The organism is Myxococcus sp. AM010 (genome assembly GCF_013372585.1).
Lineage (GTDB): Bacteria > Myxococcota > Myxococcia > Myxococcales > Myxococcaceae > Myxococcus > Myxococcus vastator.
In genome coordinates, this window is record NZ_JABXEO010000157.1 from 1 (window position 1) to 8,360 (window position 8,360).

The 8,360-nt window shown below is 71.1% G+C and carries 5 protein-coding genes; 2 read left to right on the forward strand and 3 right to left on the reverse strand.

The window, feature by feature from the left end; genetic code table 11:
• Positions 1 to 1,636, forward strand: a 1,636-nt coding sequence (locus HV826_RS35430; protein ID WP_176421435.1) for a diguanylate cyclase, incomplete at its 5' end; no start/stop codon positions are given.
• An 11-nt stretch (positions 1,637 to 1,647) separates the two neighbouring features.
• Here the strand turns inward: HV826_RS35430 and HV826_RS35435 are convergent.
• The 3 genes from HV826_RS35435 to HV826_RS35445 all read right to left on the reverse strand — a co-directional run bounded on the left by HV826_RS35435 (position 1,648) and on the right by HV826_RS35445 (position 6,901).
• Positions 1,648 to 3,273, reverse strand: a complete 1,626-nt coding sequence (locus tag HV826_RS35435; protein ID WP_368671065.1) for an LVIVD repeat-containing protein — start codon at positions 3,271 to 3,273, stop codon at positions 1,648 to 1,650.
• A gap of 214 nt (positions 3,274 to 3,487) precedes the next feature.
• Entirely contained in the window at positions 3,488 to 5,092 is a 1,605-nt protein-coding gene (locus HV826_RS35440; protein WP_176421436.1) for an LVIVD repeat-containing protein, read from the reverse strand.
• A 111-nt stretch (positions 5,093 to 5,203) separates the two neighbouring features.
• A complete protein-coding gene (locus HV826_RS35445; protein WP_176421437.1) occupies positions 5,204 to 6,901 on the reverse strand; it encodes an LVIVD repeat-containing protein in 1,698 nt (565 codons plus the stop codon).
• A gap of 292 nt (positions 6,902 to 7,193) precedes the next feature.
• Here HV826_RS35445 and truB point away from each other — a divergent pair, with 292 nt between their 5' ends.
• A complete protein-coding gene (gene truB / locus HV826_RS35450; RefSeq protein WP_176421438.1) occupies positions 7,194 to 8,102 on the forward strand; it encodes a tRNA pseudouridine(55) synthase TruB in 909 nt (302 codons plus the stop codon).
• Positions 8,103 to 8,360 lie beyond the last annotated feature (258 nt).

The window sequence follows — 8,360 nt, forward strand, 5'->3', positions numbered from 1 at the left end:
GCCGCCGCCCGAGGCGCTGGAGGAGGCGGAGGAAGTGGACGTGGCGGTGGACGACCTGGCCGCCAGCCTGGCGGCGCTCAACGCGGAGTACGGCGCGCGGTTGAAGGAGAAGGTGGCGGCGCTGGAGGCGCTGCTCGTCCGGGGTCGCGGCGGTGACGCGGCGGCGCTGGAGGAGGCCTACACGGTTGTCCACAAGTTGCACGGCACCGCGGGCAGCTACGGCTTCCTGGAGGTGAGCATCCGGGCGGGCCTGCTGGAGGCGGTGCTGCTGCCAACCCGGGCCGGAGCGCCCGTGGACGTGGCGGCGCTGGACGCGTCCTTCCGCACGCTGGCCGCCGCGGCCTCCGTGCCGGTGAAGCCCGCCGCCGCGCCGCCGCGGCCCTCCGAGGGCGTGCTGCTGGTGGTGGACGAGGACGCGAAGCTGCTGGCCGAAGCGGAGCACATGGGGCGCCAGGTGGGCGTGGGCGTGGTGACGGCGCGCACGGTGGGCGCGGCGTGTGAGGTGGCGCGGCGGCAGTGGGTGGATGGCGTGCTGGTCCACCTGGACCTGGGGGGGCCACTGGGCGGCCTGGCCGTGGCGCATGCGCTGCGCGCGGAGGAGAGCCTGCCCGTGCTGCCTCTGGCCGTCACCGGTGCCAGGGGCGTGCTGGAGGAGCGGGTGGCGGCGGCGCATGCGGGGGCGTCCCTCTTCCTGCCACGGCCCTTCACCGCGCGGGACTTCTCCGCCGCTGCCGAGCGCATGGTGGCGGCGCGCCGCCCGGAGCGCGCGCGGGTGATGGTGGTGGATGACGACCCGGACGCCATCGCCGCGCTGACACAGGCCCTGGCCAGCGACCAGATGGAGGTGGTGGGGCTGAACGACGCGCACGGGCTGATGGAGGCGCTGGCGCGGCACCGGCCGGACCTGCTGCTGCTGGATGTGCAGATGCCGGGGCCCAGCGGCTTCGACCTGTGCCGGATTCTGCGCTCCACGCCGGAGTGGCAGGAGCTGCCGGTGCTGCTGATTACCGCGCACCTGGGGCTGGAGTTCCGGCTGGCGGCCTTCCAGGCGGGGGCGGATGACTACCTCTCCAAGCCGGTGCTGCGCGAGGAGCTGCGCGCGCGCGTGCAGGCCCGGCTGGAGCGCACGCGCCTGTCGCGCGAGCGGTCGGAGCGGGACGGGCTGACGGGCCTGCTGCTGCGTCGGCCCTTCCTGGACGGGCTCCGCGCCCGGCTGGCCGAGTCACGGCGCCAGGGAAGGCCGCTGGCGTTGTGCTTCCTGGACGTGGACCACTTCAAGCATGTGAATGACCGCTACGGCCACCTGGCGGGAGACCGCGTGTTGATGTGGTTGGGGCGGCTGCTGGGCGCGCGCTTCCGCCGCGAGGACGTGCGGGGCCGCTGGGGCGGGGAGGAGTTCGTGGTGGGGCTCTTGGGGGAGGACGCGGGCAGCGCCTCGGAAATCCTCGCCCGCACCGCGGCGGAGCTGTCGGACATGACCTTTGATGGCGACGCCGGCGAGCCCTTCCACGTCACCTTCAGCGCGGGCATCGCGGTGTCGCCGGGGGACGGCGACACGGTGGAGGCGTTGCTGCGGACCTCGGACGCGCGGCTGCTGCGCGCGAAGGAGAACGGCCGCAACCGCATCGAGGCGTGAGTCGCGCGGGGCTACTGTGGCTCGTTGAAGATGAGCAGCCCGCGCGGCGCGTCGGCGACGTAGAGGTGTCCGTCGCCGGGCAACCGCACGCCGAAGGCGCCCTGGAAGAGGTGGTCCGTGCGGCCGGGGTCCGTCTCCCGGAAGGTGTTGAAGTGCGCCACCTCGCGTGGCCGCGTGGGGTTGGACACGTCCAGCACCCGCAGGCCCTCCTGGTACCAGGCGATGTAGAGGTGGTCGCCCTTGAGAATCAGGTTGTGGATGGAGGTGACGGGCCGCATGCGGTGCTCGCCAATCTTCACGATGTTCGCCGGGTCGGTGACGTCCAGCACGCGAAGGTGCGAGGCCGCGAACTCGCCGCCTTCGAAGGCGATGGTGCGGCCCGCGAAGGTGCCCACCGCGCTGTGGTGGGAGTAGACGTCCGGGTAGGCGTACTGGCCCAGGTGCCGGACGTTCTCCAGGTCGGAGATGTCCATGATGGAGTACCCGCCCTGGGCATTGCTGATGTAGAGGCGGTCCTCGTACACAAAGAGGTCATGCGGCCCGCCGAGTGAGTATTCCTCGGGCAGGGCGATGCTCTGGAGCGCCACCGGCGCCAGCGGCGTGCTGACGTCGAAGATGTCCGTGCGGCCTTCGTTGTTGGTGGCGAACAGTCGCTGACCGTGGACCAGCACGGTGTGCACGCCGTACAGGCCCGAAGGCAGGCTGCGCAGGAAGGCGGGCTCCGCGGGCTGGGTGATGTCGAAGACGATGACGCCCGAGACACTGCTGGCGACGTACAGCGCGTCATCCTGGGCCCAGACGCCATTCCAGTAGGAGTCCCCGGGAATGCTGATGGACGCCTTGAAGACGGGGTGGGCCGGGTCGCTCACGTCGAAGACGGTGAGGCCGCCGTTGCTCGTCGGCGTGTGGGTGGAGACCACGTAGGCGTGCTGCTTGGCCACGTACACGTCCACGGGCCTGCCCAGGGCCACGTGGGCCTCCGCGCGCAGCTGGAGGCCGCCGGAGGACTCGGGCTCGCCCTGGGGCCACGTCATGCGGTGGGCCTCGAAGGTGCCCTTGCGGCGAGGGGCGTTGTTGGTGCAGCGCACGAAGCAGCCGGTGATGATGCCGGTGGAAGGCGCCTGGCAGCCGGCGAGGGCGATGGTGGTGTTCATCGGCGGCGTGGTGCTGCGCATGGCGAGGAAGAAGCGGCCGTCCTCCGTCTCCTGGGTGACGAGCGCCTGGCCAGCGAGCGTGCTGGTGCCGCCGTCATCGCGGAGCATGAAGCCCACGGCGGAGAAGACGGCCTGTGTCCCGCCATCCGCCAGGAGCCCCTCCTCCCGCAGGCCCGCCTGGAAGACGCCCACGGGCGGCACCTGCGCGAGCGCGGCAGGGTCACACGCCGACAGGTCGAAGCCGGACGAATCCAGCGTCTCGCAGGCGTGCGTGCCGTCCCCCACCAGGGCACACGGCGCATAGGCCCCGCGGTCCACCCAGTTCCCGAACTCCTCCAGCGCGGTGGAGCCCCCATCCCAGGGCTCGCTGCCAGCGTCGGCGGTGCCGGAGTCCACGGGAGGCGGCGGCACTCCGCCATCCGGCGTGGGGCGCGGCGAGTCGTCACATCCGGCCAGCACACAGGCCCAGAGGGTAGAGACCACGCGCAGCGTTCGGAAGGTCGGGGCGGAGGACAGCGGCAAATCGCACCTCGCGGAAGGCACGCCGGCCGGAAGGGCGCGGCGGCTGTTGTGCCTACGAAGCGAGGAGCGGACCTGGGTTGGGGCTCCGGGGACTGCTTGCGCCGTGAAGGTGGAGTCGCGGTCCCTGTGCGCCGGAGGTGCTCACCGGCGCCTCGGGGCCCTTGACTTGCAGCGACTACGGCTCGTTGAAGATGAGCAGCCCGCGCGACGTGTCCACGACGTAGATGCGGCCGTCACCGGGAACCCGCATGCCGATTGCACCTTCGTACATGCCGTCGGACCGGCGCGGGTCTGCTACGCGGAAGGTGTTGAAGTGCGCCACCTCACGAGGCTGGGCGGGGTTGGACACGTCCAGCACACGCACGCCCTCGTGGTAGTACGCGACGTAGAGCCGCGTGCCCACCAGCACCATGTTGTGGACGGAGGTGAGGCCGCGCAGCCGGTACTCGCCAATCTTCGTGATGGCGGCGGGCTGCGTGACGTCCAGCACGCGCACGTGGGCGCCCAGCGTCTCGCCGCCCTCGAAGGCCACGGTGCGGCCGTTGAAGGTGCCCACCGCGTTGGCGTGGCTGTAGGCGTAGGGGTAGGCATACCGGCCCAGGAGCTCCGGCGTCTCGCCGCCCAGGCTGACGACGAGGAAGCCGTCGGTGGTGTGGTTGATGTAGAGCCGCCCGTCATACGCGAAGGCGTCGTGCGGGTAGCCGTTGCCGCCAGCGTGGGCGTAGCGCGTGAGGAGCTGGGGCGCCAACGGCTGGCTGACGTCGAAGATGAGCGTCTCCTGGTTGGGGCCGGGCGACATGGCGTAGAGCCGCGTCCCCTCCACGAACACGGTATGCACATCGACGGGGCCGGAGCCGCCAGGGTGGTTGCGCACGAAGGCGGGCCGCGCCGGGTCCTCCAGGTCGAACACGAGCAGCCCCGCATCCCCGCTGGCGACATAGAGCGCGTCGTCCCGGGCCCAGACGCCATTCCAATACCCGTCATTGGGGAGCTGGAAGGACGCGGTCTGCACGGGGGCGTGGGGATTGCGCACGTCGAAGACGGTAAGGCCGCCCTGCCGCTCGGACGCGTTGATGGACACGACGTAGGCGTGGCCGTGCGTGACGTACACGTCCACTGGCAGGCCCCGGTCCACGAAGGACTCGGACAGCAGCTGCAGACCGGAGGACTCGGGCTCGTCCTCCCGCCAGGTCATTCGCTCGGCGCGGAAGCTTCCGCGGTAGCGCAGCGTGCCGTTGCGGCACCACAGGAAGCAGCCGGTGAGGTGCCGGGGTCCCTGGGCGCGGCAGCCCGCGAAGGTGAGCCGGTCCCGCTCCTGGGTGGTGCGCGTGTACTCGGTGGCGAGGACGAAGCGCTCGCTGTCCAAGGCGAAGCCCTGGGGCGCGCGGCCCATGACGGACACCGGCTGGCGGGCCGCGTCGAACTGGAAGCCGCCGCTCCCTGGTGACGCCTGGACGCCGGCCTGTCCCTGGAACTCGTAACGTATCTCCGCGCGGTAGATGGCGCCCTCCCGCTCCAGGCCCGCGAGCGAGCCCATGTCGCAGCCCGGCAGGGCGATGGCCTCCGGCGCACCGCAGGCGACCTGGGAGTTGAGGGCGGGGCACGCCTCGAAGGCCCCGGGGTCCTCCCACTCCCCCCGCTCCGAAAGCGCCTCCCAGGGGCCGTCATAGGCGGGCGGCTCGGGAGGGGGCGCTGGTGGCGTGGGCTCCGACGAGGAACACGCTGACAACGACATGGCACAGACGAGCGCCAGCAACGGGTGCGCGGCACGGACAGGCATGAGGTGCAGCCTCTGGATGAGGAAAAGGAGGTGCCCGCGTCGTTTCCGCGGGCGCCCTCCGCACAGCATAGAGGTCACCGCGAGCGCCGCAAAGTGGCGCCCCTGGCCAGCTCAGGGCTCGTTGAAGATGAGCAGCCCGCGCGAGGAATCCACGACATAGACATGCCCGTCGCCGGGCACTCGCACGCCGAAGGTCCCCTCGAAGGGGCCCTCCCGCCGGCGCGGGTCGCTCTCCCGGTACGTATTGAAGTGCGCCACCTGTCGGGGCCGGGTGGGGTTGGCCACGTCCAGCACGCGCAGGCCCTCGTGGTACCAGGCGATGAACAGCCGGTTCCCCTTGAGAATCATGTTGTGGATGGAGGTGACGGGCCGCATGCGGAACTCGCCCATCTTCACGATGTTCGCCGGGTCGGTGACGTCCAGCACGCGCAGGTGCGAGGCCGCGAACTCGCCGCCCTCGAAGGCGATGGTGCGGCCCGCGAAGGTGCCCACCGCGCTGTGGTGCGAGAAGCCGCCGAACGCCGGGTAGACGTACTGGCCCAGGTGGCTCACGTTCTCCAGGTCGGACGCGTCCACGACGGAGTAACCGCTGTACGCGTTGCTGATGTAGAGGCGGCCTTGGTACGCGAAGAAGTCATGGGGACCGCCGAGGGAGGAGTCCTCGGGCAGGGTGATGACCTGCTGGAGGACGGGCTCCAGGGGCGTGCTGACGTCGTAGACCCGGGTGCTGCCCACGAAGTTGGTGACGTCCGACGCGTACAGCCGGTCGCCATCCACCAGCACGGTGTGCACGTTGGTGTAGCCATTGCCGGGCAGGCTCTGGACGAACTCAGGAGCGCCGGGGTTGGAGATGTCAAAGACGGAGACACCGGTGTCCGCGCTGGCGACGTACAGCGCGTTGCCCTTGGCCCACACACCGTTCCAGTAGGAGTCCCCGGGCAGGCTGATGGACGCCTTGAAGAGGGGATGGGCCCGGTCGCTCACGTCGAAGACGGTGAGCCCGCCGAAGCGGTCGAACCGGTTGACGGACACGACGTAGGCGTGGTCGTGCGCGACGTAGACGTCCACCGGTGTCCCCAGGTCCACGACGGCCTCGGAGACGAGCTGCAAGCCGCCGGAGGACTCGGGTTCCTCACGCGCGTCCGGGCGCTGGGCCTCGAAGGTCCCCACGCTGTAGGTGGTGAGCCGGGGGGACTGCGAGCAGGTGACGTAGCAGCCGGTGATGAAGCCAGGCTTGGGAACCTCGCAGCCTGCAATCGACACCACCCGCTCCCCTGACACGGGATGCGTCCGCTTGCTGGAGAGGAAGAAGGTGCCGCCATCCGTCATCCGGGCGGTGAGGGGCACGGAGCTGAGCGTGTCCGGCCCGCCGTCCGAATGGAGCTGGAACCCGCCGCTGCCGGGCGTGACGGACGTACCGCCGTCCGCGAGCAGCCGCTCCGCTCTCATGTCGGCCAGGTAGATGCCGTGCGGCTCCAGCGCGGCCAGCTGGTCCGCGTTGCACGACGACATGTCGAAGCTCGCCGGGTCCGCGCAGGCCTCCAGGCTGGGGTTGTCCACGGTGAACCGGCACGCGGAGAAGGCTCCCCGGTCAATCCAGTCGCCCGGGTCGTCCAGCACGGTGTAGCCCCCGTCCCAGGGCGCCTCGGGCCCCGCGTCCGTCCCGGCGTCCTCGGTGCCCGCGTCCGTGGGCTGCTGCCCCGCGTCGGGGACGGGCGGAGGCGGGTCGTCATCACAGCCGGTGGTGGCGGACAGCATCAGGGCCAGGGCGGACAGCAGGGCCCAGCCCGAATGAAGCGGGGATGTCATGGAGACACCTCATGAGGGAATGCGAGGCACTGCGGGGATGGCCGTCCTTTGCCTTACGCAGGAATACGCCTGTCAGGCCGTTCCTGGTTCGAGATGATTGCCAGGTGAATGGCAAAGGACCGGTGGGGCGCCGGCTGCTTGTATTTGACGGGGAATGGTCTTGGCCTTGCAGACGCGCGGCGCCCACGGCGCACCGCATGAGTTGCCATTCATTGGAGGTGCGGGGAGGGGCGCGGCCTTCCGCCACCGCGCTCCCGGTCGGGGTAGGCTGGGCGGCCACAGGAGGGTCGCGGTGGGAGGGAAACTGAGTCCGGGCATCTACCGGGTCCACAAGCCGGTGGGCGCCACGAGCTTCTCGGTGGTGCAGCGGTTCATGGAGGAGGCGAAGGTCGCGCAGCCGGGGAAGCGCATCCCGGTGTGCCATGGCGGGACGCTGGACCCCTTCGCGGAAGGGCTGCTGCTGGTGCTGGTGGGGCAGGCGCCGCGCCTGTTCGAGCTGCTGCACGCCGTGCCCAAGGTCTACGAGGCAGAGGTCATCTGGGGCACGGAGATGGACACGGGGGACCTGCACGGTCGGCCCGTCCTCCAGGGAGCCACGGCGGCGCTGACGCCCGAGGCCCTGGACGCGGCGCTGGCGTCCTTCGTGGGCTGGCGGGAGCAGGTGCCTCCGGCGACCAGCGCGAAGAAGGTGGGGGGCGAGCCCGCCTACCGGAAGGCGCACCGGGGAGAAGCCGTGGAGCTGCCGCCCTCGCGCGTGTACCTGCACGCGGCGCGCTGGCTGTCCCATGACCTGCCGCGCGCCAGCCGCCTGTGGCTGAGCTGCCGCGGGGGATACTACGTGCGCTCGCTGGCTCGCGACGTGGGGCGCGCGCTGGGCTGCGGGGCGCACCTGTCCACCCTGCGGCGCACGGCGATTGGCCCGTGGGAGGACCCGGGGCCGGAGCCACGCGGGTGGCTGCACGGGCGCGAACTGCTGCCCTGGGCCCGCCTTCGGACACTCACGGACGCGGAGGTGGGCGAGCTGCGCCGCGAGCGCCCCATCCCCGCGAGCGCCCTCCAGCCCGCGGACTGGAAGCTGCCCCCCGGCTTCCCGGACCCGGAGGCGCCAGTGCGAGGCTTCCACCAGGGCCGCCTCACCTTCCTGCTGCGGGAGCGCGACGGCGCGCTGTGGAGCGAACTGGAGCTGCGCGGAGGGCTGTAGGCCCGCGCGCGGGAGGGGCCACCGGTGACAAGAGTCACCACCTGGAGGCCGTCCCGGTGATGACGGTTGTCACCGGTGATGACAGTTGTCACCACCCCGCACGGCCCCGGGAAAACGACACCCGAATTCACAACTCACTGAAAAGACTCATGGCGCTCAAGTGGGCTCGCCGGAGCCGGTGTGTGGCACGCCCCGCGCAATAGGACAGGACATCACGCTCCAGCACGGAGCGGGGCTCGAAGCACGGGGGGCCTGGCC

What these genes read in the sequence shown, in the direction of transcription:
- HV826_RS35440 (WP_176421436.1), bottom strand. Translation starts at nt 5,092, where the DNA reads ATGCCTGTCCGTGCCGCGCACCCGTTGCTGGCGCTCGTCTGTGCCATG.
- HV826_RS35445 (WP_176421437.1), bottom strand. Translation starts at nt 6,901, where the DNA reads ATGACATCCCCGCTTCATTCGGGCTGGGCCCTGCTGTCCGCCCTGGCC.